The sequence below is a fragment of the Streptomyces sp. NPDC039424 genome (genome assembly GCF_055639495.1).
On sequence record NZ_JBVKAI010000012.1, the window covers coordinates 169500 to 192649 of the forward strand.

The 23150-nt window shown below is 66.9% G+C and carries 17 protein-coding genes; 12 read left to right on the top strand and 5 right to left on the bottom strand.

What is annotated here, in order from left to right:
• Positions 1–266 precede the first annotated feature (266 nt).
• On the bottom strand, positions 267–1415 hold the full coding sequence (locus tag ACZ7L0_RS27540) for a ParB/RepB/Spo0J family partition protein (protein ID WP_471245249.1): 1149 nt from the start codon (positions 1413–1415) through the stop codon (positions 267–269).
• A gap of 411 nt (positions 1416–1826) precedes the next feature.
• Here ACZ7L0_RS27540 and ACZ7L0_RS27545 point away from each other — a divergent pair, with 411 nt between their 5' ends.
• Positions 1827–3665: a DUF2637 domain-containing protein gene (locus ACZ7L0_RS27545; RefSeq protein ID WP_471245338.1), complete on the top strand. Its 1839-nt coding sequence runs from the start codon at positions 1827–1829 to the stop codon at positions 3663–3665.
• Positions 3666–4276: 611 nt separating this feature from the next.
• Here the strand turns inward: ACZ7L0_RS27545 and ACZ7L0_RS27550 are convergent.
• The 3 genes from ACZ7L0_RS27550 to ACZ7L0_RS27560 form a co-directional block, all read right to left on the bottom strand.
• On the bottom strand, positions 4277–5569 hold the full coding sequence (locus ACZ7L0_RS27550) for an outer membrane protein assembly factor BamB family protein (RefSeq protein WP_471245250.1): 1293 nt from the start codon (positions 5567–5569) through the stop codon (positions 4277–4279).
• Between the two features lie 164 nt (positions 5570–5733).
• The gene (locus ACZ7L0_RS27555) at positions 5734–5904 is read right to left on the bottom strand and encodes a hypothetical protein (protein WP_471245251.1); all 171 of its coding nucleotides are present in this window, start codon (positions 5902–5904) and stop codon (positions 5734–5736) included.
• A gap of 481 nt (positions 5905–6385) precedes the next feature.
• Positions 6386–7342, bottom strand: a complete 957-nt coding sequence (locus tag ACZ7L0_RS27560; protein ID WP_471245252.1) for a GlxA family transcriptional regulator — start codon at positions 7340–7342, stop codon at positions 6386–6388.
• 133 nt (positions 7343–7475) lie between these two features.
• On the opposite strand from ACZ7L0_RS27560, the gene ACZ7L0_RS27565 reads away from it, so the two are divergent.
• From ACZ7L0_RS27565 to ACZ7L0_RS27585, 5 genes are all read left to right on the top strand, one after another.
• Positions 7476–7955 carry a DUF3291 domain-containing protein gene (locus ACZ7L0_RS27565; protein WP_471245253.1) on the top strand — a complete coding sequence of 160 codons (480 nt, stop codon included), beginning with the start codon at positions 7476–7478 and terminating at the stop codon, positions 7953–7955.
• A 182-nt stretch (positions 7956–8137) separates the two neighbouring features.
• Positions 8138–8326, top strand: coding sequence for a sigma factor-like helix-turn-helix DNA-binding protein (locus ACZ7L0_RS27570; RefSeq protein ID WP_471245254.1), 189 nt, complete (start codon positions 8138–8140; stop codon positions 8324–8326).
• A gap of 391 nt (positions 8327–8717) precedes the next feature.
• A complete protein-coding gene (locus ACZ7L0_RS27575) occupies positions 8718–9407 on the top strand; it encodes an HAD family hydrolase (protein WP_471245255.1) in 690 nt (229 codons plus the stop codon).
• Positions 9408–10247: 840 nt separating this feature from the next.
• Positions 10248–10931 (top strand): hypothetical protein, encoded by a 684-nt coding sequence (locus ACZ7L0_RS27580; protein ID WP_471245256.1) that lies wholly within the window; start codon positions 10248–10250, stop codon positions 10929–10931.
• 48 nt (positions 10932–10979) lie between these two features.
• Positions 10980–11405, top strand: a complete 426-nt coding sequence (locus tag ACZ7L0_RS27585) for a hypothetical protein (RefSeq protein WP_471245257.1) — start codon at positions 10980–10982, stop codon at positions 11403–11405.
• 187 nt (positions 11406–11592) lie between these two features.
• Here ACZ7L0_RS27585 and ACZ7L0_RS27590 read toward each other — a convergent pair whose 3' ends face one another.
• Positions 11593–12087, bottom strand: coding sequence for a lamin tail domain-containing protein (locus ACZ7L0_RS27590; protein ID WP_471245258.1), 495 nt, complete (start codon positions 12085–12087; stop codon positions 11593–11595).
• Positions 12088–12447: 360 nt separating this feature from the next.
• Between ACZ7L0_RS27590 and ACZ7L0_RS27595 the strand changes: the two genes are divergently transcribed.
• The 6 genes from ACZ7L0_RS27595 to ACZ7L0_RS27620 all read left to right on the top strand — a co-directional run bounded on the left by ACZ7L0_RS27595 (position 12448) and on the right by ACZ7L0_RS27620 (position 22621).
• On the top strand, positions 12448–13092 hold the full coding sequence (locus tag ACZ7L0_RS27595; protein ID WP_471245259.1) for a carbonic anhydrase: 645 nt from the start codon (positions 12448–12450) through the stop codon (positions 13090–13092).
• Between the two features lie 719 nt (positions 13093–13811).
• Positions 13812–14915, top strand: coding sequence for a tyrosine-type recombinase/integrase (locus ACZ7L0_RS27600; RefSeq protein WP_471245260.1), 1104 nt, complete (start codon positions 13812–13814; stop codon positions 14913–14915).
• 9 nt (positions 14916–14924) lie between these two features.
• On the top strand, positions 14925–15278 hold the full coding sequence (locus ACZ7L0_RS27605) for a helix-turn-helix domain-containing protein (protein ID WP_471245261.1): 354 nt from the start codon (positions 14925–14927) through the stop codon (positions 15276–15278).
• A 1360-nt stretch (positions 15279–16638) separates the two neighbouring features.
• Positions 16639–17775, top strand: a complete 1137-nt coding sequence (locus tag ACZ7L0_RS27610) for a hypothetical protein (protein WP_471245262.1) — start codon at positions 16639–16641, stop codon at positions 17773–17775.
• 170 nt (positions 17776–17945) lie between these two features.
• Complete coding sequence (locus tag ACZ7L0_RS27615) at positions 17946–21911, top strand: CHAT domain-containing protein (RefSeq protein ID WP_471245263.1); 3966 nt, start codon at positions 17946–17948, stop codon at positions 21909–21911.
• Positions 21908–22621, top strand: coding sequence for a hypothetical protein (locus ACZ7L0_RS27620; protein WP_471245264.1), 714 nt, complete (start codon positions 21908–21910; stop codon positions 22619–22621). Before ACZ7L0_RS27615 ends, ACZ7L0_RS27620 begins: the two co-directional genes overlap by 4 nt.
• The last annotated feature ends 529 nt before the right edge of the window (positions 22622–23150 follow it).

Consider the following 23150-nt stretch of genomic DNA (forward strand, 5'->3'; position numbering starts at 1 on the left):
GCGCGATATGTAACAGGGCGCACGAACGCAGATGCGGTGGGTCGACGGCCGTAGCGGCGGCCCACCCTCTGACGTTGCCGCCCGAGGTAGTGGTGTCGATGGCGCGAGTTGATTGCGCCGCAATCGGGGGCCTTCCAAGGACGATGCCGTGCGTCGGTAGTAGACCTCGGAGGCGATGCGATACCGGGGCGCAGGTTACAGGGGAAGGCGCTACAAAAACTAGTCGCCCCACCGCTCGGGGCTGGTGGGACGACTAGGGGGAGGTGTCAGGACGAGAGCAGCGCCTTCAAGTCCTCGATCTCTGACTCGTTCAGGAGGTCCATGATGCGGAGCGCCAGCTCCTCGACACTGCGTACTACGATCACGCCTCGCGGGTCCTCAGCAGTCGCTACGGAGGCACTTGCAACCTCGGCTTGCGGTGCGGGCGTCGGGGTGGCTGGCGTATCCGCGATGCGCTGAGGTGCTTCACGCTCGGGCGCCTTCGGTCCGGGTGTCATCGGCGTTGTTGTGTGCTGCGGAGGCTCGCTGGCGCGCGGCTCTGGCAGTGATGGGGGCGTCGGTTCTGCCGCGGTGATTGCGGCGCAATCATCAGCAGGCTCAGCCACGGGGAGTGCTTGTTGATCGGCTGGGAGCTTGCTGACCGTGGCTGCCTGTGCTGCGGTCAGCTCGCCGCGGACGAAGGCTTGCTGCAAGTCTGACCGCAGACGGGAGTAGACGGTTGCTGCCTCACGCACGGGCAGCATCAGGCGTGCGTCTGTACTGCCTGGTTCTTGGGCGGAGTCGAGGAGCTGCTGCTCCTTGAGCCAGTGGTCAATGACCGCTTTCTGCAAGTCGGGGATAAGACGCAGCAGTGCGACGCGGTGGGAGACGTAGGTCTGCGAGCAGCCGACGCGCTTGGCGAGTTCGCGCTGCGAGAGCTGCTTTCCTGCTTCGTCCTTCTCGTCGAGGGCCTCTTGGAACTCGACAGCCTCCTCGATGGGGTTGAGGCCCATCCGCTGGAGGTTTTCCTGGATGGCGGCGATGCGCAGGCTCGGTACCTCGCGGCGGACGAGGATCGGGACCTCTGGCAGGCCGGCCTTCAAGGCGGCGGCCAGTCGCCGGTGGCCGTGGTGGACGACGAAGAGGATCCCTTCGGCGACTCGTGCTTCAACGGCCTCTTTGTGCTGGGGGTATAGCTCTACGTAGACGTCGGGCGGGATGACGGTCATGGCCGTGTTCATGCCGTCGGTCCGCAGGGTGTCTGCGAGCTCGTCGATCTTCAGGAGCTTCTTGCGCCCGTTCTCGGGGCTGGGCATCAGTTGGTCGGGGCGCACCGTCGGCAGTCCCTGCGGCACAAGGCGAGCCTGCTGGGTGGCGGCCTTACGTGCTGCCCTTTCGGCGGCAAGGTCTCGCTTGAGGCCGGGTTTGTGAGGCATGGGCTTCTCCGTAGGGTGCTGGGACTGACGCGGACGCGAGCTTATCGGCCTGACAACTCGGGTCGGTGCTGTAGGGAGTGATTGCGCCGCAATCACTCCCCCGGTCGGTACGAGAAGAAGCAACTCGCGTGGAGTGTCAGGAAGATTCCTTCTGTGTGCAGATGACCATACCGTCTAGTTGATCTTCTGGTGTTGCTAGGAGAGTCAGCGCTGCGGTCGCCATCGTCTGATCACTTTTCGTTGACGATTTGCCGTAGGCGTCCGGCAAGTAGCCCCAACGCAGGACGGGTCGTGCGAGTGTGAGAGCTGCTCACGAAGAGATGACACGGCAAGGGAGTGGCAACAGACGTGACTGCGGTGGGGAACGGCGCGCGGCCGGTACTAACCCGGGCCCACCGGATCCTGATCGGGGTGGTCGTGGCCGGCGCCGTGATCATCGCCGGTATCGGCTTCGCCGGTTCGTACGCGGCCGTCCGTGAGCTGGCCATCAAGAAGGGCTTCGGGAATTTCTCCTACGTGTTCCCGATCGGCATCGACGCGGGCATCTGCGTCCTGCTGTCCCTGGACCTGCTGCTGACCTGGATCCGCATCCCCTTCCCGCTGCTGCGCCAGACGGCCTGGCTGCTGACGGTGGCGACGATCGCCTTCAACGGCGCCGCCGCCTGGCCGGACCCGCTGGGCGTGGGCATGCACGCGGTGATCCCGGTGCTGTTCGTGGTCGCGGTCGAGGCCGCTCGCCACGCGGTCGGCCGGATCGCCGACATCACGGCCGACAAGCACATGGAGGGCGTCCGGCTCACCCGCTGGCTGCTCTCCCCGCTCCCGACCTTCCTGCTCTGGCGCCGTATGAAGCTCTGGGAGCTCCGCTCCTACGACCAGGTGATCAAGCTGGAGCAGGAACGTCTCGTCTACCAGGCCCGCCTCCGCTCCCGCTTCGGCCGCGCCTGGCGCCGCAAGGCCCCGGTCGAGTCCCTGATGCCCCTGCGCCTGGCCCGCTACGGCGTCCCCCTCGCGGAAACGGCCCCCGCGGGCCTGGCGGCAGCAGGTATTGACGACCCGCCCATCCAGTTCACTGTCGAACGGGCTTCGGTGCCGGCGCAGCGGCAGAGCCCCATACCCGAGGCCACCGCCAAGCAGGAGAAGGAGCCTGCGCAGCTGAGTGACGCCGAGCCTCAGCCGATGCAGCAGGCGCCAGCCGCAGACCCCGGCCCATCGCACCGGCCAGACGGGGGAAACGAAGGGCGCGTCCACCATCTCGCCGACGCCTACCAGGCCTGGCTCGCTGCCTTTGGATTCGAACCCACGAGCGCGCAATTCGCTCGCTGGCTCCAAGATCAGTACGGCATCGCCACCGCTGCCGGCGGGCCGCTGTTGGACGAGCAACTGGAGCCGCTGCTGCAGGTCCTCAAGCGGCGTCAAGCGGCCTCCGCCGGAGAAGAAGCTGAAACCGGTGCCGAAGACGGTCACCGCTCGGACGACGAACTGACGTGGGGCGACTACTTCTACAACGCCTGGCTCATGTACGCCCAAGAGCACGGTTCTTCTCCCGATGCTGCCGCGCTTGCCCGATACGTCTACGAGCGCGACGGCATCACAGGCGCCACCGGCCAGCCCGTCACCGCAGCCGAGATGCAGACCTATGTTGCCGCATTCGAAGACCGCGAGTACGGCATCGCCGGACCGGACGCCGCTCAGTCTGCCGAGGACGAGGCCGACATTGATCCCAGTGATCAACTGGGGACCGGGCCCGGGCCGGATCCGGAGGCTGAGCAAGAGACCGCGGCCGTCGGCGCCCATGCGGCCAAGGAGCAGCGTGGCCCCAGGATCGACGCCAAGGTCGACGAGCAGCCCTCGCCTCAGGACCCCGCCGGGGGAGGTGGCCTTACCGTCGTCGACCGCTACTACCTCGCATGGATGGAGTATCAGGCTCAGCACGGCGACGAACCTGCCCCTGATGAGCTGTCCGCCTTCCTCGCGAAGAAGGGGATGCTCGGCCGAGGAGGCAAGCCCGTCAGCCCCTCTACGCTGCGCCGCTACCCGCTCCAGTTCCGCACCTACAACGTCTGGGCGGAGCACCGCGTGCGCACCGAAGCGCCTTCGCCCGACGCCGTTGCGCAGGACTGCGCAGCCCGCGGGATCACCGCTCAGTACAACAAGCCACTCACGTCAGTCCAGATCACTGAGCAGATTGAAGACTTCGAGCGGCGCTGGCACGCGCTCACCCGGTATCACGCCGTTGCGCAGCAGTAGAGAGCAGCCGGACCGAATCCGAACCCGGTCAGCCCCAAGCAGGATGCGCAATCGGTAAAACCCCTGATCAGGCACCCAATGCGCAGCCAGATTGATCACTGCGCAGGACCTGCGAACCCTGCGGGCGGCCTGCGCACTGCGCACCTGCTCGATACGCATCTCCGCCTCAGAACCGGCCAGGAGAACTCAATGCGAGCAGTGTGCGCATCGGCCCTGACATCACGCTCACCGAACTCGCCTTGCCGGTGCTCGATGCGCACTCCGCGATCCGCGAGCATGTCGGAACGAGCGGAGCCGTGGACCAGGCCGTCTACCACCGCCGCGCACTCCTGCACCTGCACGGTGAGGGCCAAGTGGTCGGGCTCGGTCAGAGCCTTGCCGCCTGGGCCCTGGCGAGCGCCTGGCGCGGCATGCCTCTCTACCCCTTGCGCGGCCCCGTCGTCCTCACCGGCCGTATGGAAAGCGGGGGAGTGGCAGCCCTACGACGACCTGGTGCAGCGCCCACGCCGTCACGCAGGCCGTCCGCGAGACCATGGTGGGGTGGCAGACATGGCCTCCCGCATCGAACGAAGCCGCCGCCAACGCGTTCCTCACTTACGCCGTACGCGACGTCACCACTCCCCGATATCCGATCGCCGTAGCTGCCTTGGAACCTGTTTCCGCCCCGCAGGTCGGCGCCGGACATCAGGACTGGCAGGGCGAGGCACCATTCGCTGAGCGGTCACGGTGACGGATATGCGAACGGGATGCAGTGGTGCCTGGTGCGTCTGGGAGCAGGCTGTATTGGTGGCCGACAGGCGTTTCCCTACGGCGTAGCGAAAGAGGTTGGAGCGGCTGTCGGGATGAGCACCGTTCGCAGTCGACTCGCCACTGGCTCGCGCAACGACCAGAGCACCACGGTGAATGATCGTCTGCGCCTGCTGCCTGTCCGGAGGGCACCACCGGCTGCTGTCCCGGGGACAGACGACCACGTCCAGGACGTCGGCCATGCTCGCCAGCGTTCCCGTCATGAGCTCTCGTGGACGTGACCGTGCGTCCTGCTTACTCCTCTTCTGGACGCTTCGGGCAGCAGCACTTGTACTTCGCGCACATGACAGCGCCGAAGCGCCCGACCTCGAAGGCGTACTCAACGCGGGCTTGCCGTCCTTCTTCGTGAGGCCGACGCGCGCGGCGTTCATGCGGATGTGCCGGAACTTCTCGGAGATGACCATCTGACCGTTGTACGTCGGGTGCTCGGGGCTGCCGGACGAGATCGGGATGGTCTTGATCGTCTTGCCGTTCCGAACCACGGTCATGTGCTTCCTCCCGGCGTCGACCGTGCTGATCTGGCTCCGGCCGACCTTGAACGTGACCGTCTTCTGGGTGCCGTTGCCGGTACGGAACGACCACTGCTGTTTGCCCGTATCGGCGTCCAGCACGTGCAGAGCATCCTGTATCACACCGGCGTAGATCAGCCCGCCGACCGCCGTCAGGGAGCGCAGCGCGTGTGGCGTGCGGATCTTCCAACGCTCCCTGCCGGTGGTGGTGTCGACCCTGTTCTCGTCGTCCCACCGCATGCCACCCAGCACCAGCATGCCGCCAACCAGCGTGGGAAGGGTGGGGTCCAGCGAGCCGTCGACCACAAACGTCCAGCGCCGTTTGCCCGTGGCCGCGTCCACCGCGTACACGGTGTCGCCGGCGCAGGAAGCGTCACCGTCGGAACCGATGTCGGCGGACCACCGCTGTGTCCCGGTGGCGGCGTCCAGCGCCCGCACACGTCCACCCTCGGCGAGGGCGTAGACCAGGCCGCTCACCACGGTCGGTGGCCCGGTGATGTCTGCGGGGAGGGAGACGGTCCACCTCAATGCCGCCTTGCCCCCATGGCCGGACAGCGGGTTGCTGTCCGTGTCGTACCTCTCGGCCACCGCCGCGATCGCCGTGCTGACTCCTGCGGCGGCGGTGACACCGGCGACGGCGAGCAGGAGGTGCCGACGGGTGGGCCGGAAGGGGGCGGAGGCGGACGCCGCGGCTGGCCTGAGCGTCACCGTGGCGGTGGTCTCGGGCGGCTCGGACGGGGTGGGTTGCTCGGTCAGCTCGAAGGGGGTGGACGGAACGGACTCCGGCTGCGGCGCGGACTCGGGCGGCGCCGGAACCGCAGCCGGTGACGCGGGGGCGGGCACGGGGCCGACAGCCGGGTGCGCAGCTCGCGGGCGACGGGGGTGGGCAGCCAGTCCGTGTCGGCGAGGGAGAGGGCGCTCACCGGGTCGTCCCCGTCGAGGCCGGTCAGCTGCTCCAGCAGTTCGGGCAGGGCGGGGCGCAGGGCCGCCTCCTTTGCCAGGCAGGACTTGACCAGGTCCCGCAGGACGGGGGGGCATGCTGAAGTGGCGTAGCTCGCTGCCGGTGGCGCTGGTGGCTGCGCTCGTCTGGACCGTGCTGCGGTGGCTCTTCTTTGTCCGGACAGGCTGAGTAGGGCAAAACGTGGTGTATAGGGCTGGTGCCTTCGCCGTTACGGTAGACCGTACGCGGTTGGACCCAAGTAACAACACCAAGCTCCAGGCCGGGTCGCTGCCTGGTACCGCGCCCGGCGGCCGAGGGCCTGATCACCCCCGTCCCTCTCGGGCGCCGGATCCCTGTGCTTGCCGCATCGTCAGAGCACCGTCCGGCGGCCGACTACTCCGGCATCGAGGTCGACGATGACGACGAGGGCCAACAGCGACTCGGCCCCGCTGCTGAATATGTAATCACTCGTTGTGTGGGGCGCGGAAGGTGCGCCGGTAGCCCTGAGGTGTGATTCCCAGCCGTCGGACGAAATGGTGGCGCAGGTTCTCGACAGTACCGAAGCCGCTGCGCCGCGCGATAGCGGTGATCGGGTCGTCGGTTGTCTCCAGGTGGTGCTGGACGAGCAGGACACGCTGTCCTGTCAGCCATTGCAGCGGGGTGGTTCCGGCTTCCTGCTGGAAGCGGCGGGCGAAGGTGCGTGGCGACAGGTGGGCGCGGCGGGCCATTGCCTCGACGGTCAGGTTCTGGTCGAGGTTGGCCTCGATCCAGGTCAGGACGGGGCTCAGTGAGCCGGTGCCCTCCCGGGGCTGGGGGCGTTCGCGGTACTGGCGCTGGCCGCCTTCCCGGTGCGGGGGTGCGACCATGCGGCGGGCGATGGCGTTGGCCACGGCACTGCCGTGCTCCTTGCGGATCAGGTGGAGGCAGGTGTCGACGCCGGCGGCGGTGCCGGCCCCGGTGATGATCGGGTCCTCGTCGACATAGAGCACGTCCGACTCGACCCGGGCCTGCGGGTGGCGGCGGGCGAGTTCCTCGGTGTACTGCCAGTGGGTGGTACAGCGCCGGCCGTCCAGCAGGCCGGCCTGGCCGAGGAGGAAGGCACCGGTGCAGATGCTCAGGACGCGGGCGCCGCGCTCGACGGCGGCACGCAGTTCCTCGGCAAGGCGGTCGGACTGGCGTACGCGCAGGTCGTAGGCCGGGACACAGATGAGGTCCGCGGTGGCAAGCCGCTCCGGGCCGTGCGAGGCACGCACTTCGAAACCGTGCCGCGTGGGCACGTCCTGGCCGGTGGCGGAGACGAGGGCGAAGTCGTAGCGGGGCAGCGCGTCGCCGCTGCGGTCGATACCGAAGACCTCGCAGAAGACGCCCAGCTCGAAGGCGTGTGCGCCCTCGAGGACGATGACGGCGACATCGCGGAGCATCAGATGGTCCCTTCGCGGTCGAGGACGATGGCAGGAATTCCAGTGTACTCGTCGTTTCTGCCACTCCTGTGGGGCAGCTGGCACTGGAAGGCTCACAGCCGTACGCCAACCACCCAGAAAGCCGGGCCTTGCCATGACTGCACACGAACTCGCCCAGGTGAACATCGCTCGCCTCAAGTTTCCGCTGGACTCAGTGGAATTGAAGCCCTTCGTGGACGCGCTCGACCCGGTCAACGCGGTCGCCGACGAGGCCGACGGATTCATCTGGCGGCTCAAGAGCGCTTACGGTGATGACGCCAGCGACCTGCGGGTATTCGACGACGACTGGATGCTGGTGAACATGTCGGTGTGGCGGGACGTGAACGCTCTGACCGCGTTCATGTATCAAGGGCGGCACCGCGAAATGATGTCCCGCCGTTATGAGTTCTTCGAACGGGTCGACGAGGCGATGGCCACGATGTGGTGGGTCCCGGTCGGCCACCGCCCGACGGTGGAGGAGGCCGAACAGCGCCTCCTTCACCTGCGCGAGCAGGGCCCCACGCCGTACGCCTTCACCCTCCCTACGAGGTTCCCGGCGGGGACCTCGACACCGGTTGTCAGGACAGCCTCATAAGCGTCCGTAGGAAGCCTTCGGACGGGCCTGGCAGAACTGGGAGAAAGTATCCGGCTACGCGGACCAGAGGCCTGGGTGCGCCTGCCGTATCAGGGTGAGCGTCTGGCGGAAGGCGGTCAACCGGCTCACGGCCCACCGCCGCCACGGCATACCCGATGGGATCCCCGATCAGCCCTGACTACGTGGCGATCGTCGCCGCGCTGCGGCGCATCCCTTACGAGCAAGGGCGGGCGATCGTGCTGCATCACCTGGTCGGGTTGTCCGTCGAGGAGATCGCACGTGAAACCGACGTCGCGCCGGGAGCGGTCAGGGTCCAGCTGTCGCGCTGGCGCAAGACGATGGCGCCCTTATGCGTCCGACTTCGCGGGTGACCGCCTGGGCGGCGACCCTCGGCCCATCCGGTTTGCGGTCGGTGGTCGCGGCACCCGGCATTGCTCCCGCTGTCGCGACCGACACCCTCGTCTCCACCGACCAGAAGGTGGACCACCATGGTGAGGCTCGGTCACGCGCACAGCTGCGTGCTGGTCCTGCTCGGGGTGCGGCTCAACGGCACGAAGGAGCTGATCGCGCTGGCCGAGGGCCTGCGGGAGTCCACCGAGTCGTGGGCCAACGGCTGGTCGAGTCCGCTCAGGAACGCTGGCGTGCCATCACCGGAGCCTCCCTTGTTGCTCTGGTCCGCTCCGGCGCCAGGTTCACGAATGGCGTCCTGGTCGAGCGCGAGGAAGCCTCCGCAGCGTGAGCAGCAGGGCCTATGCTGCCGGGATGATCAAGCCCATTGAACTCGTCATATTCGACTGCGACGGCGTGTTGGTCGACAGCGAGCGCATCGCCGCTCGTGTCCAGGTGGCCCTCGGAGCCGAGCTGGGTTGGCCGTTGACCGAGGACGAGGTCGTGGACAGGTTCATCGGGCGCTCGCACGCCGCCATCCACGAGCAGGTCGCCGCTCAGCTCGGCCCGGACACGGCCGCGGTCTGGTCGCAGAGGTTCGAGCAGCTCCATCGGGAGGCGGTCGACGCTGAGCTTGCCCCCGTCGATGGCTTGCCGGAAGCACTCGACGCGCTCACCCTGCCGACGTGCGTCGCCTCCAGCGGCTCCCACGACAAGATGCGGCACACCCTCGGCCGCACCGGGCTCTACGAACATTTCGCAGGCCGCATCTTCAGTTCCACCGAAGTCTCTCGCGGCAAGCCCGCCCCGGACCTCTTCTTGCACGCCGCTCAGCAGATGGGCGTTGACCCCGAAGCCTGCGTGGTGGTCGAGGACAGCCAGCCCGGCGTCCACGCTGCTCGCGCCGCCGGCATGCGAGCCTTCGGCTACGCTGGCGGACTCACTTCGGCCGAACGCCTCGAAGGCCGCGACACCACCGTCTTCTACGACATGCGAGAGCTGCCGACCCTCATCGCCGAGCGGCAGCCGCCTCTCCATCAGGTGCCGTCCACCCACGAGATTTGACAATGGCTCAGCGGAAGGCCGGATAAGTGCTGCCGCGGACAGCACGTGGCAGGCGACTCCTCTTGCACGGTGCCAAGGATGGGGCCGTCACTGGCTGGGCTCGCTTCGCGTGCGGCACCGTCGAGTTCTGCAGGCAGTGGACAGCAACAGCGGTGCCGAGTCTCGGGTGGTTACTGCCGTGACGATTCAAAGAGCGGAAGCGTGGCTGGCCAGAGTGGGAGGTGACGGTACCTCCGCTCGCCGGCAGGTAGCTGCGCCACTGTGGAAGTTGCTGTTCGGTGGTGCAGGTGAGTGGTGGGTAGGCAGTCGGTTGAAGCAGATTGTCAACGTGCGGTGCCGACCGCCTGTGTGCCGTCGCATCGAACCGTGTGCGGACACGTGCAGCGTCGGGTGTGCTCTTAAATAAGAGGAGCGCCCGCCTTCACCTCTCTGACCTGGGACTTTGCGAGAGTGGTAGTGCTCCAGAGAGCACATTTGAGGCTCCGGGATGTCAATGCGGCGGACACATCTGACGCCAAAACTCAAGCTGTAGTTGATTTTTTCGGGAGTTTCCAGGGCGGGAAACGCTGCAGGTCACGGGCCTGCAGCGAGCTTGCGAGCGCGCCCGCCGACGAGGTCGGGCCCGTGGGAAATGTGCCGCGATAGGGACACAGGAAATCAACCAGGGCTTGATTCGCGGTGCGTGTCGACCAGAAAAATCAAGCTGTAGTTGACTCTCTGATCGCCTCGGAGCTGTGTGGGCCTTCAGTGCTGCCTCTCGGCGCGCCGATGCGTCAAAAGACAAGCCGTGCTTGATTTTTGGGCTAGTCTCTGGATCGCCTGAGTATCAAGGGAGGTCCTGTGACATCTGATCCACCAGCACGTCGACAGCCCCGAGCTGTCCCTGACGCCGCATCGGGGGACGCGGGCTTCGACGACCTGCTCCAGGTCCTCGGAGAGCAACTTGGCGAAGCTACCCAGAGCGCTGATCCCCGCGGCCGCCGCAAGCTGAAGAACGTCACGTTCGAGTACGAGCCCGACCGCACGGCCGTCCACGACATGGCCGGAGACGCCGGCTATAGCCTGGCCTCGAACTGGTTCACCCAGCTCCTGGCCCAGCTTGCTGTAGCCAACTCCATCACCAAGTCTCAGCTGTGTGTGTTCCTCTACGTCGCTGGCGGCCAGCAACGTGGTACGGGCATCGCCCAGTACACGCAGCAGGAGATCACTGACGGCCTCAACCAGCTCGCTGCCAGGGAGGACGGCAAGCGCATCACCCGTTCCACGGTCAATCGCGCTATCAAGGCCCTGGTCGGCTACAAGTGGGTAGAGCAGCTCGGCAACGGTCTGATCCAGCTGAACGTACGCCTGTGGTTCCACGGCAACAGCACTGCCCAGCACGCTGTCCTCGAGCAGATCGCCGTCCAGCACGGCCGCGATCCCGAGGCCTTCCCCCACGCCATCGGACCCGACATCCGCCAAGAGGAGCTGGACCTCGACCTTACGCAGAACCCGCACTATGGAACGGGAAGGCGTACAGGGTGATACCCATTTACCAACCGCTCTGCTGGCCCGTACGAGGAAGGGATACTGATGGCTGAGGTCATGTCGCCGGTCGTGTCCGAACGCATCTGGGCCCTGCCCGTTTCCGGGGCCACGGTCAAGCTCCTGCAGTACCTGCTGTACCGCTCCGACTTCGGCGGCCGTCTCCCCGTGCGGCAGAAGGACATGGCCACCGAGTACGGCGTCACCCCGCAGGCCATCAGCAATCTCATCGCCCCTCTGTGCGAGCTGAACATCGTCCTGCGCCCGAAGAACGAGGACGGCAGCCGCGGCAGGGGCAACTCCTACCGCCTTCACCCCCTGGCCGCGAAGTACGCCAGCCACCACGACATGGAAGCCGCCTTCCGGGCCGCCATCGCCAGCATCAAAGCCGGCGACCTGCCCAACCTCAAACTGCCGGCCTACCGCGCGGTCCCGCCTGCCGTAGGCGGCCAGCCCAAGCTCCAGGTCGCCTAACCGCGGCACAAAAACAGGGCCCCACCGAAGCATCGGTGGGGCCCTGCGCCTGAGTAAGAGGTCGTGCGAGCACTATACCCAGCTACCGCCACCTCAGCGCGTCGAAGCAGCCAGCGACGACCGCAAGCCGCCGTAACCGCAGAAACGGTCCCCGGCCGTGTGACAGGCGGCTTCGACGCGGGCCGGGTCAGCCGTGGTAGGTGATGTAGCCGTTGCCATCAGGGTCGGAGCCGGCGCTGGTGTAGGAGTGGGTGTCGGCGTGGGCGCCCGACGCCTTGTACAGGTAGATGGTGTCCTTATCGTTGTTCCAGATGAAGTTGCAGTTCTGGCGGTAGACGACGTTGTTGGCGTCGGAGTCGGTGCCGTGACCGCCGCGGAGCTTCACATAGTCGCCGGGCTGCAGGTAGTGGTTGGCGGGGAAGGTGAAACGGTTACCGGCGGCGTCCTTGACGACGTAGCCCTTGAGATTGACGGTCGTGCTGCTCGAGTAGTTCTTGATCGTCAGGTACTCGTCCTTGGTGTTGCCGCCGCTGCACCGGTTGGAGTCCGGGCCGGGCGCGTTGTACTGCACGCCCTTGACCTTCAGGGCGGAGCTGTACTCGGTGGCGTGCGCCGGTGCGGCGGCGAGCACGGCGGTCAGGGCGGCGGTGGCGACGGCCGCCAGAGCGTAGCGGGTACGCATGAGGAATCCCCCCTCAGTGGTGCGAATGGAGCGCCAGGAGCTTACACAGATGTCGACCGCAAGGTGACGGTGCTGTGCAGACAGGGTGTAGGGCAGGTGGCCGGATCACGTGCGGGATACGTATCCAGCACCCGGTGGCTCGCATGCGTCGCGGCGGTGTCCACCGCTGCCCCCTGGACGGCCGTCCCCGTGATCGCTGGGAGGTGACACTGATTGCCAGGACCCGGCAGCACGCCAAACCCTCGCGGGTGGCAAGCTGCCGTGTCAGGGGCGCGATGTCGAACGTCCTAGCGAAGGCGTATGAGCAATGCGTCACACCCTGATCGCGCGCCTCAGCAGACCGCCTCATACGCTGCCGTCATGGCATCTACTCCTGTTTCTCCTGCTCAGGCACTCGCCGCCCTGCTCGCCGGCAACCAGCGCTTCGTTTCTGGGGCCCCACAGCACCCCAACCAGGACGCAGAGCGGCGGGCCGAACTCGCCCCGGCCCAGAAGCCCTTCGCGGTCCTGCTGGGCTGCTCCGACTCACGCCTGGCCGCTGAGATCATCTTCGACCAGGGCCTGGGCGACTTGTTCGTGGTACGGACCGCCGGCCACGTCTTGGGCCCGGAAGTCCTTGGCAGCATCGAGTACGGCACGAGCGTCCTTGACTGCCGCCTCGTCGTCGTCCTCGGACACGACTCCTGCGGCGCCGTCGCAGCCGCCCGCGCCGCCGTCGAAGACGGGCTGCCGGCCGCCGGATACGTCCGCGACGTCGTCGAACGCGTCACCCCCAGCGTGCTCGCGGCCCGCGCCGCCGGCCTCACCGCGGACAGCGACTTCATCGACGCCCACATACAGCACACTGCGGACCTGCTCCTTGACCGCTCCCGCGTCCTGGCCAACCAGGTAGCCTCCGGCCAGACTGGCGTCGTCGGCCTCGCCTACCAGCTTGCGGAAGGCAGCGCTCGGATCGTCACCGCCCACGGCATCCCCACGGCAGCGACCACCGCACACACCGCTTGATCACCCGCACGGCTGAAACCGGCCGCAGTGTCACCCAAGGGCGCGGGGCATCGCGCGCGCCGCGCGCCCTTGCCCCGTCACGGCGGAGGCGGGCAGGTCGCGCCTCCGTGAGAGCCGCCTCCGGTCCGGCAAGTTGGCGGGCGTCCCTGTTCCGAACGAGCGCGGCCACTGCCTGGGCGCGGCTCGGGTAGGAGTTGCGTTGCCCCAGTCGCCTTGTGCACGGGCTCGCCGGAATGGGAGCGCATGGGCGTGGGCTGGCCGCACAGCGTGCAGGGGAGGTCCTGCCAGCGGTCGAAGTGCTGGCCGTGGCGCCAGACGAGAAGTTCGCCAGGAGCCGGGATCAGGCCCGGCTCGAACGGCTGCTTCTCCTTCTTGCGTCCGGTGCCGGTCACGGCCGGAAGTCGGGCAGCTGCTGGAACACCTGCGCCAGTAGGTCCAGTGTCGGCTTCCAGGCCGGAAGCGCGCCCGTGGCAGGCACGGGCAGGGCGAGCTCTTGGACGTCCTCGAGGACCAGGTGGTGCGCGCCGCGCTCCGCCCAGAGGCTAGTGCACCGAAACCCCGGGGAATTGCGTCCGATGCACGATTCGGAGTCGTCCGAGCTGGGGATCTGCGGCATCAAGTTACCTCCTGTAAGGGCTGGTAGCGGGCTTCTGACCTGCACTCTTGCTAGACATCGTTCATTTGATGCATGATTCGCGCACCTAGCGGGAGAGGGGTGCGTGACAACGACCGACCTGAGTGAGGGCTCCGCCCGGCTAGTGCTGCTGAACGGCGTGACGCTGCTGCACCCCGAAGACGCCGTGTTCGAGGCGATGTTGGAGGGCTGGACGCGTCAGCAGCGCGGAGGTCGGCGTCTGCAGCCGAAGACGATCAACGACCGGCTGCGCGTGGTGCGGCAGTTCAACGACTTCGCCGAGGCGTATCCGTGGAACTGGTCGGCCGCCGTCATGGACGAGTGGACGACGTACCTGATGGCGGAGCTCCACCGTGCGGAGTCGACGATCCGCGGCTATCAGACGGCCGTGCGCCTGTTCTGCGACTACATCACCTCGCCGCACTACCAGTGGCCGCAGGAGTGTGAACTGCGGTTCGGCACGCACCCGGTACAGATCTGCCACGAGTGGAACACCGCTGCCCATCTCGTTGACTACGAGGGGGAGGCGAGCCGGCGGCCGATGACGCGGGAGGAGATCCAGCTCTTTCTCGACTACGCCGACGCTCAGGTCGACCGCGCTATCAAGCTCGGCCGGAAGGGGGCGCTTGCCGCCTACCGGGATGCCACGGTCTACAAGGTCATCTACGGGTGGGGGCTGCGGTGCACGGAGGCGTCGAAGCTCGATCTCGCCGACTGGTACCGCAATTCCAAGGCCCCGGAACTGGGCCGGTTCGGATCCCTCCACGTCCGGTACGGCAAGAGGTCGAAGGGTTCGCCGCCGAAGCGACGGACGGTCCTCAGCGTCATGCCCTGGGCCGTGGACGCGGTTGGCGACTACGTCGCCAACATCCGTCCCCGCTACCGGGCTTCAGCCGGAGCGGCCTTGTGGCCGACCGAGCGCGGCGGTCGGCTTCAGGCCCGGGAGATTGAGGACCGCTTCGCCGAGTACCGCGATGCTCTCGGCCTAGATTCCGATCTTGTGCCGCACTGCCTGCGGCACAGCCACGTCACCCACCAGATTGAGGACGGCGCGGACCCGGCGTTCGTCCAGCGGCAGGTGGGGCACCGCTTTGCCTCGACAACCGCGCTCTACACCGGCGTGAGCAGCGACTTCATGAACACGATGATGCGCAAGGTCTTGGACAAGGCCCTGCACAACGGCCAGTAGGGAGACGACGTGACAGTAGACCTGGACTACCGGTGGCATCTGCGGGAGGTGATGGCCACCCGCGGCATGTACTCCACCACCGACCTTCGCCCGCTGCTGGCCGAGCGAGGAATCGACCTGTCGCCCAGCCAGGTCTACCGGCTGGTCGTGGAACGTCCCGAGCGCTTGAGCCTGAAGACACTCATGGCCCTGCTCGACATCCTTGGTTGCTCGATGGACGACCTCATCGAACCGGTGACCGTCCGAGCCTCCGGCCGCAAGACGGCAACCGCGGGCAGCGCAGACAGCGCACCAGCGGGACCAGCCGCAGGGGTTGGAGAGTTCCGGCCCAAGCGCGCCCGTATCGTCCCCACCGAGGAGTAGTCCGTGGACGTGTCTCTGCCACGGCACGCGGTCGAGCCGGAATCCGTGATCGCAGAAGTGGTCCGCACCATCGAGCCAGACCTTGACCAGGACCTGGTGGAGACGGTGGTCGCCGACACCTTTCGCTACGGCCCGCAGCGCAGGCAGCTCGCCTCGCTGCTCCAGCAGGACCCCTCCTGGCTGACGGGCGGGCGGGCGGAGTCCCCTAAGGTCGTGGAACGGTTCGTCCGTGCCCTGCGCAAGCGCGGTGCTCAGCACGTCCAGCCACCGCGTTGCGGAATGTGCGGACAGCCCCGGCGTCTGAGGGGCAAGGCTGCGGGCAGTGACGCTCGGATCTGCGGACGATGCGCAGACCGCCAGTGGCACCGTGCCAATCCGTGCGCCATCTGCGGCCGGCCGGAAGTATGCACGCGTGACCGCCAGGGACGCCCGCGTTGCCGGTTCCACCCACCGGATGGCGGCGCCGATCCGGTGGAGTCGATGTGCCGACTGATCCAGCAGGTGAGCCCCGCGATGTCCGACGAGGCCATCGCCGATTCCGTTCACACCGTTGAACCGGTCAGAGCCAGACAGCGGCAACTTCTGTGGGCCCTGGAGGGCATTCCCGACCTGTTGACCGGCCAGGGCGCATACGGCCCCGCGAAGACCCTGCCGCTGATCGAAGCCCTCCAACAGCGCGGCGCCGCGAACCTGGTGGTCCCGCCGTGCCCGCAGTGCGGGCGGAACGTTCCTCTCTCTAACGTTCGTGACGGGATCCGCTGCTGCTACGACTGCCGCAGGGCCTTGGACGCGGAGCCGTGCCACCGCTGCGGACGCACACGTCCGGTGATGGGCCGTACCCACGACGGCCGTCCTCTGTGCGACTCCTGCCGGTACCACAACCCCGTTACTCACCAGGTGTGTTCGAGGTGCGGGGAGCGTCGGTACATCCAGGCCCGGGACGGCGACCAGCTGCTGTGCGAACGCTGCCACCAGCTCCCGACTACCGGTCTGCTCCGACTGCGGCGAGGAGCGCCCCTGCATCCACGCCGCCACCGACGCGCCCTTGTGTGATTCGTGCAAGAGGAAGAGACGCAAGCGCGAGGTGTGTGTCGTCTGCCGACGTGAGCACATCGTCAGCTACCGAATGGCGGATGGAGACCCGATGTGCACCGGGTGCGGTGCCACGCCTCAGCCGTGCGCCGTGTGCGGACGAGTCATGCGCATCCACGTCCGCACGCCGAACGGCGACGGACTGTGCGGAACCTGCTGGAACAAGCACCCGGCAAAACGCCAACCCTGCCGCGAATGCGGTACGACTACGCGGCTCCACCACCGTGGTCTGTGCCCTGGATGCGCAGTGCGCCACCGACTCCACGAGATGCTCAGCGTCGACGGCCGCATGCGTCCCGATCTTGAGCCCGTGTTCCACGCCTTGTTGCAGCAGCAGCCCGTCAGTCTGTTGGCCTGGCTCACCCGCCGACCGGGCCGTGCAACCATCCTGCACGCTCTTGCCGCCGGTCACGGACCCGTCACCCACAACACGCTGGATCAGCTCCGCCCGCCCAAGGTCGTCGAGAACCTCCGCATGCACCTCGTCGTCGGCGGGGCCCTGCCGCCACGCGACGAGCGGCTCTCTACCTTCGAGCGCTGGCTGCCGGGCAAGATCGCAGAGGTCGAAGAGCCAGAGAGCCGCAAGGTGCTGCACGCGTACGCCACCTGGCATCTGCTGCGCCGGTTGCGCACCGTCTCGCGACGCCGCCGTGTGACCCACGGACAGGTCCACGGTGCCCGCGCCTACGTCACGCAGGCGATTCAACTGCTCAACTGGCTCAGCAGTCAGAACATCCCGCTCAGCGCATGCTCCCAGGACCTCATCGACGCCTGGCTGGACGAGAACCCCGCCCGCGGGCCGCGCGTGCAGGGTTTCCTCGTCTGGACCACCCGTAAGGGTCACACCCGGCAGCTGGGCGTGCCCCTCGGCACTCCCGTTTTCACCGGCCAACTCATCGCCCAAGACGTGCGCTGGAGCCTGGTCAGTCGCCTCATCCACGACGAGGAGATCCCGATCGTGGACAAGACCACGGGCCTGCTCGCTTTGCTGTTCGCACAGCAGCCCCACCGCATCGCAGAACTCACTACCGACGATGTACACGTCACCGCCGACGCGGTGGCACTCCGGCTCGGAAGCATCCCAGCCCAGATGCCCCCGCCCCTGGACGAACTCCTGCGCGCCCTCCACGCCGACGCCATGGCGGCCGCCACTGCGGCCGAGCGCTGGTTGTTCCCCGGCCGATACCCGGGCCGGCCCCTCAGCCGCAGCCAGGTGATGCGCAGACTGCACGCCGTCGGTGTCCGGCCGCGGATGGCACGGAGCACCGCGCTGGTCGAGCTGGCCTCTGAACTACCTGCCGTGGTCGTCAGTCGCCTGCTCGGCATCCATCAGAACACCGCCGACGCCTGGCGGCATATCGCTGGGCTGGACAACGCCTACGCAGCGGTCCTGACCTGTCGATAGCCAAATGGCCCCGCAGGAGGAGTTGGCCTCAGGGGAGCGACCAAACAGGAGCCTGCCCTGGCGCCCGAAACATCCGGCACAAGGCTGTACAGCACGGTCATCAGTTATCAGCGTTTTGACAAATGTTCCCATCGAAGTACGGCGTGTCCGTCTACAGATAGATTGGCGGTATGGGGCGGTCGCGTGCTGAGCGGATTGCGGAACTGGCGGGCGAGCAGCGGTTCGAGGAGGCACTTGCGGAGGCTCTGGAGCTGGCTCGTGAGGAGGAGAACCCGGTCACACTTGGGCAGGTCGGGTTCCTTTTCGAACAGCTCGGCCGTTGGGCTCAGGCCGAGGACTGGCTGCGGCGGGCACTGAACGACGACCCTGGCTACATCACGCGCTACCTCCCGGTGGCGCTCTACTCCCATACTTCGATGTCGGCCGATTTGCATCACATGCTCGGCAGGGTGCTCCAGCGGCAGGGGAAGGCGGAAGAAGCCAAGCTGCACTACCACCTGGCCAAGCGGTCTGACCCGACGGTGGAGCTCGACCCCCTCTATTTAGAGATCATGAGCACAGCGGATCTGGAGGACCATCCCGGCTACGACCGGGTGCAGCCACAGCCGCCGGCCGGGGACGCCGAGTTCGTCGAGTACCTCCTGACGCTGGGTTCGCCGGAGGAGGTTCGGCAGGCTGTGGTGCATGCACCGTTCGAGGAGGTCGGGCAGACGATCGCGCTTGTCGCCGAGGCCCTGCAACGGCAGGGGAGATTCTTTGTTGCAGCTCGGCTGCGGGTGATTCTGGATGTCATAGCGGGCGATCCGGTGGCGGTCGACGCTGAATGGGAGACGTTACAAGCAGAGCACATCCGACAGCTGCTCGACCTCGCGGAGATGCGGCAGGACCAATCACTAAACGCTGAGGAGGCGGCAGAATTGGCCGCCGGGGTCGTGGTGCCGCCCGAGGAGACAGACAGACTGATCCAGCTGGTCTGGCGGTTCATACGCAACGACGCCCCAACAGGCTTGGTGATCGCGGTCACGGTGCGCTCCGCGCTGGCCGCTGCAGGGCGGGATCCGCACGCCGCCATGCTCGTCGGCCGCGCGCAGTTTGGCGCTGGGCATCTGGGGAGGGCCGCTGGGACGCTTGGCGCAGCCGTCGAGGAGTTGCCAGATGGCGACCCCTGGCTTGACGAAGCGCTCCTGTCACTGGTGGTCGTCCATGAGCGGCTCGGCAACGACGCAGAGGCCGCCGCGATGATGCAAAGACTGGAGTCCTTCCCATCCGCAGACTTCGGCACCTCCGACTCGGACCGCCACATGGACTGGGCCGAGCAACTCATAGCGGACGACTGCACTAACGAAGCACTTTCCCTGCTCGCCGATCTATTCCCTTCACCCGGAAGCAGCGCATCTGTCAGGAAATGGGTACTGATTGGCAACGCACATGCCGCGCGGGGTGATAACGAGCAGGTCGCCAATGCCTGGCAAACAGCCCTGTTCATGGCCCGGCTCTCCAGCGGGCTGGCCGACCAGTGGCCAATCCTGATGGGACTCGGCCGGGTCAGCCTGGCCGCCGGCGACCGGACTGCGGCCCGAGAGTACTTCGAGGCTGCCCTAGAGCAGTCTCGCCACGACCCGGAACGTCAAGGTCAAACCCTGCTCAATCTCGGCCACCTCCAAGTCGACGACGACCCTAATACAGCCATCGGGACCATCACACGAGGCCTCGGCATGCTCCCCGACGATGACTCGGTCGGCGACGAGGAGACTGCGCCCCGCCGGCCGTCTGTGTGGCAGCGCTTGAAACAGGGACGGCGACGCAAAGAACGCATCAGCTCCGCAGCTGCAATAGCCGAGTTCGAACGGGTCCACCGTCTTCTCCCTGAGTTCGGCCATGCCCACCCAGACGACCCCTTCATCGACGCAGAGATCCTCGGATTCCTCGACATCGTCGACGAACTCCTGCCGGTGATCGACTCACCAAGCAGACGCGCATTCGCGGCCCTCGTCGCGGCGGACCTTGCCGACCATGTAGGGGACCTCGCCTTCGGCATCGAGCTGGCAGAGCGAGCCCTGGCAATCGCTACGGAAGAGCTCAGCGATCCGAGCATCGAACTGGCCGCCCGAGCAATCCTCGGTCGGCTGGTCAGACTCAACGGGGACTTCGAAACAGCGCGCGCCCACTTCGAACGTGGTGCGGTCTGCGCCCGGGCAGTGCACGACCTCGATGGCGAAGCCGACATCCGCAGCCGACTGGCGATCACCCTGCGCCAGCTCGATCTCCCCGACCTGGCAGTCGAGCACTACACGTTCGTCATAGACGTCGCCGAACGCTGCGGCAACCTAGCCACCGCCGCACTCAACCGGCTCAACCTGGCGCAGTCCCTGATCCTGCTTGCCCGACCGGAGGCAGCGGTCCCGGAGATGGAGCAGGCCATCCGTGGCTTCCTCGAAGTCGGCATGGAGGACCTCGCCGCGTTCGCTATACGTGTATCAGCCGTCCTGCTGCGTGGCCGGACGTTCGCCGAGGACGTCCGGGAAACCCTGGCCGGGCTTGAACCCACAGTGACCTCGGAGTTCGCGAGCAATGAATGGACCTTCGAGCATCTCCACCTAGCCCTGACCCTCGTCAATCGTGGTGAGCACGAGGCCGCTCGCGGCACCCTCGCAGACATGACTGCAAGCCTGGAGCGGGCCGCCAGCGCGGAGATCACCATCATCGGCCTGGTCGAGTCCGCCCGGATTCTCGCCGAGAGGTACCCGACGGACGCCTGGGAGCTGGCGGAACGTGCACTTACAGCAGCACTGAACCGCACGTCCCAGCAACGGCTGATCACCGACTGCCGCATGGTCCTACTCGACATCGCACTCGCCCAGAACTGGGACGAGCGAGCCGCTCCACTCATTCCCGCGCTGCTCGCCGACTGGAAGGAGCTGCGCAGCAAGCTCTCCTTCGACGTCATGCGGATCGCGCTGGCCGATCACATGACCGCGCATCTCCACTCGGCGATCGGCCGTCTCCTCCAGCGAGGCCGAACCGCTCAGGCCTTTCAGCTTTGGGACGCTATGCAGGCCCCGGCGTTCGGCGACCTGCTCGACTTGGTACGGCCCGAAGGGACAACCGGACCAGATATTGCCGATGTCACCGACCTCGCTGGCGTGCTGGCCCTCGGTGAGATCAGTGGGCAGATCTTCTGCTTCGCGCACCGGCCCCCTTTCAGGGAAGCACCCAGTGCTGTCCCCACTGGGATGTCCGCCATCGACCTGGACAAACTTCTGCGCGTGTTTCGCCGCGAGGTCCACCTCTTCCAAGGCCACGGATCGCAGTCATGGATTCGGCTGTCCCAACCGCTCCTCGCCGCCGTTGCACCGCGGCTGCCGGACCAGGGAGTCATGGTCGTGGTGTTGGACTCCGCTTTGCAGGAGTTGCCCGTCCATGCCGTGCCCCTGCCCGGCGGCGGGACACTCGCCAGCCGGTTCAACGTGGTGCACACACCCAGCCTCACCGGGTTCACGGCGCTGCGCGGGCGATCGCGAGCTCATCCGGAGGACGCGTGGCCAAGGCTGTTGACAATCGGTGTCGCCTTCCCCGACGAGGCGCGGGCCCTGGCGATCGCGCACGGCGGGCGCTGCCTGTCGGGACGGACGCTGCCCAAGGATGAAATCAATCAGTCGATGAACAGCGCCGATGTCGTGCACTTCGCCTGCCACGGCTTCTTCGACGCCCAACGCCCGCTCGATTCAGGCCTATTGCTGACAACCCGGTCCAGCGCGCCCGATCGTAACCGGATCCTGTCGCTGCGAGACCTCGTCAATTGGCGGATCACTAACGGTCTGGTCGTACTCAGCGCCTGCGAGACAGGCCTCGGCCATCCCTCACCCACCGATTACCTCGGTCTGGCCCGCGGGGTGCTGGCGGCGGGCGCAGCGGCCGTCCTTGTCTCCCTCTGGAAGATCGACGACTCTGCCACGCAACGATTCATGCTCGACTTCTACCAAGATCTGTGGCGCACAGCAGGTGACGGGCACCTCGATCTGGCGGGCGCCCTCAGTCGAACCCAGCGCTCCTGGGCCAAAAAACGCCCAGCACAGGAGTGGGCGGCGTTCCGGCTGGTGGGCTGCCCGAAGCTGTCCGACGGAAGGAACGCATGAGTAACGAAGAGATCATTGAGCTGGAGCCGATTGATCAGACCGCCCTGCGCTCGGGTGAGGGCACCAGTGTCTGGGAGACCGTCCGCGGCCGGCGCAACCGTATCTCGATTGGCCACCAGCCCCTCACCGATCCCGCCGGACGTCTCGACGCTGCGACCTTGACTGACCTCGAGCGCGCCTACCCATCCCCAGCGCACACGCTTTCCCTCCTCCCGCTGTCCCTCACGCTACTCCCGGACCGGGATTGCCGTTTCGTCTCCGCCGACCTCATCATGATCGCCGAGGAAGCACCGAACGAAGCTCTCTTCGTCCGGCTGGATCCGGCCGAACGCGCCTCCACAATCGAGGTGACCACGGCGAAGGCGGCGTTCGGCGGCTCCCTGACCGATCCGCTGTTCTCCGCGGTGAGCGCCGAGCTAACGCCCCGCACGGAGGAATCCAAGCTCACCAAGACCGAGGTGGCCCTCGAGAGTTTCGGGACCGGCACCTCTGAAGCAGGCTGGCGTCTCACTGTGACCAGCGCCCGCGAAATCCCTCTGACCACAGATGGTCTGCTGGCAGTCCTGGCACGTTCCCGGGCCCATTCCGGCGCCGTCCGACTGAACGTGGTGGCCGAGATCGAGGTCCGTACATCCGGCGACCGCTGGCTCACTTGGATCTTCAAACGCCATGACCCACCCTCGGTCACCCAGACCATCACACTCAGCTGACCTCGCGAGAAGCTCCCGGCCATCCGGCTTCGCCGCATCCGTGCCGGGCTCCGCGGATAGGTGTTCTAGCTAGTCGACCTTCGGGCCCACGGCGAAGACGACCCGGCTGTTCCTGCGGTCGGGGTAAATGGCGCACTGTGGCGAGGCGCCCGACTGGTGTGGCGTCGCCGGGGCTGGACGGGATGGAGGACGGCATACGTGTTCCGCACGTCGCCGTAGCGCTCGGAGCCTCTGCGAACTGTTCAGTGACCACGCCGTGCCGCACTGTCGGGCCCCGCCTTGTCCGGGATATCAGAGGCCCATTCCCCGGGTTCTGATAGCCGGACCTACCGACAGCGGGACCCCGGTCGAAGTGGCAGCCGGTGAGGCGGGCGACGCCGATGACCGCGCCCAGGTGCAGTTCGCGGCCGCGGATCGCGGTGGCGACCAGCGGTTCGCGCAGCACGGCGGGCTCCGGCTTCTTCTTTCCGGCGTGGATCAAGACCCAGCCTTTCCACGGCCAGTGCACGGGCCTGTTCTCCGGGCTTTT

Coding starts and splice junctions, on each gene's coding strand:
- ACZ7L0_RS27565 (WP_471245253.1), top strand. CDS start 7,476: ATGACTGCACACGAACTCGCCCAGGTGAACATCGCTCGCCTCAAGTTT.
- ACZ7L0_RS27610 (WP_471245262.1), top strand. CDS start 16,639: ATGCTCAGCGTCGACGGCCGCATGCGTCCCGATCTTGAGCCCGTGTTC.
- ACZ7L0_RS27620 (WP_471245264.1), top strand. CDS start 21,908: ATGAGTAACGAAGAGATCATTGAGCTGGAGCCGATTGATCAGACCGCC.
- ACZ7L0_RS27560 (WP_471245252.1), bottom strand. CDS start 7,342: ATGCTCCGCGATGTCGCCGTCATCGTCCTCGAGGGCGCACACGCCTTC.
- ACZ7L0_RS27590 (WP_471245258.1), bottom strand. CDS start 12,087: ATGCGTACCCGCTACGCTCTGGCGGCCGTCGCCACCGCCGCCCTGACC.
- ACZ7L0_RS27615 (WP_471245263.1), top strand. CDS start 17,946: ATGGGGCGGTCGCGTGCTGAGCGGATTGCGGAACTGGCGGGCGAGCAG.
- ACZ7L0_RS27585 (WP_471245257.1), top strand. CDS start 10,980: ATGGCTGAGGTCATGTCGCCGGTCGTGTCCGAACGCATCTGGGCCCTG.
- ACZ7L0_RS27595 (WP_471245259.1), top strand. CDS start 12,448: ATGGCATCTACTCCTGTTTCTCCTGCTCAGGCACTCGCCGCCCTGCTC.
- ACZ7L0_RS27540 (WP_471245249.1), bottom strand. CDS start 1,415: ATGCCTCACAAACCCGGCCTCAAGCGAGACCTTGCCGCCGAAAGGGCA.
- ACZ7L0_RS27575 (WP_471245255.1), top strand. CDS start 8,718: ATGATCAAGCCCATTGAACTCGTCATATTCGACTGCGACGGCGTGTTG.